Annotated in this window: 2 protein-coding genes and 1 pseudogene; all 3 read left to right on the forward strand. The window is 36.5% G+C overall.

Going from position 1 to position 1547, the window contains the following annotated elements; translation table 11 throughout:
- A partial coding sequence (locus tag WAE64_RS24680; RefSeq protein WP_340240862.1) for a hypothetical protein occupies positions 1-296 on the forward strand: 296 nt, incomplete at its 5' end.
- Complete coding sequence (locus WAE64_RS24685) at positions 286-594, forward strand: hypothetical protein (protein ID WP_340240864.1); 309 nt, start codon at positions 286-288, stop codon at positions 592-594. The genes WAE64_RS24680 and WAE64_RS24685, both read left to right, overlap by 11 nt.
- Positions 595-1260, forward strand: a pseudogene (locus tag WAE64_RS24690) (ISAon1 family transposase).
- Positions 1261-1547 lie beyond the last annotated feature (287 nt).

Here is a 1547-nt window from a genome sequence, read left to right on the forward strand (position 1 = left end):
GCTCTTGCTATGTAACGCTCAGTAACTCTCTCATTTTTGGGACTGCAAAGGTACGGGCTTTTTGCCAGAATTACCAAACTATTTCTAAACTTTTTTGCTTTTTTTGTTTCCCTACATACATATCTCAAAACAGGCAAAGACAACTAATTGATTTTCAAGGCATTAATAAGTCTTTCATTAATATATTTTTTCAAATAAAGTCTCTGATAAGAGATATTATCAGCTCAAAAGCAGATAGATATCGCACTCGAATGACTAAGGAATTCGCTGTTTTTTTAAAAGGACTTGGTAGATAATACTCCCATCGGTTGTAAGACTTTAGGAGGACTTTATGGATTAGATGGCAAACGATTCCAGGAGCAATATGCAAGCCATTCAAGTGATTATAAGAATTGGCCACAAGGTTCGCATGCAAAAGATTGGTTATTGTTTACAGAGAATATGGGTGAGTATCTATCAATAGATGAGACGAGCTTATCTCAGGGAGAACTTTATACTATTTTAACTAATAAAGCAGCTAAAGGGCGTAAAGGCGCTTTGATAGCGATGATAAAAGGTACTGAAAGTGAGCGAATTATTGAAGTCTTACGTTAGATACCCGAATCTCAGAGGAAGAATGTAAAAGAAGTAACTTTAGATTTAGCTCCTACAATGGAGAAAATAGTCAAAAGGACTTTTACAAAAGCTAAGCTCGTAGCAAGCCATTTTCATGTTCAACAATTAGCCTGTGATACCGTTCAGGAAATCAGAATCCAACATCGATGGCTGGCTATGGAAGAGGAAAACAGGCAAATGCTGGCAGCTAAAGAACACAAAATACCATTTTCTCCTTAGGTACTTGAGAATAGCGATACACTTAAACAGCTATTAGCCAGAAGCAGATATTTACTATACAAGAAGCAACATAACTGGTCTGAATCACAAGCACACAGAGCACAAATATTATTCAGATTATATCCTGATATTGCACAGGCTTATAGATTGAGTAGAGGATTAACAGATATTTTTACCCACTCCAAAGAAAGGATTATAGCATTTAAGAAATTGGGATTGTGGTACAATCACGTTGAGAAAGCAAGCTTCAATTCATTCAACACAATTTCTCGGATGATTCAGAGTCAGTATGAGAAAATTCTCAACTTTTTCGACAGAAGAACGGCAGAATCTTTCAATGCAAAGCTTAAAGCACTAAGAAACCAATTCAGAGTTGTAAGAAATTTTACTTTCTTCCTCTTCAGGCTTACCAAAATTTATGCTTAGTTCCCAACTTTTTTGCTTGAGCCTTTTTTTCCTATTCAGGCTCACGAAAATTATGCCTAGTCCACAACTTTTAGGATTGATCCCCTTTTTCACTTGACCCATAATTTTACATTTAATTCATTTTAAAAATGGACCTTGAGTGATGTTGTTAGAGCTAGGGAAGGGGTATTTTCTTGCTTTTTGTACATAAAAAAAGCCCCTAAGATTGCTCTTAGAGGCTTTGTAATAAAATCCTGGCATCTACTTACTCTCCCGAGGATGAACTCAGTACCATCAGCGGTGCGGGG

This window comes from Emticicia soli (assembly GCF_037860775.1).
In the GTDB taxonomy this organism is placed as follows: Bacteria; Bacteroidota; Bacteroidia; order Cytophagales; family Spirosomataceae; genus Emticicia; species Emticicia soli.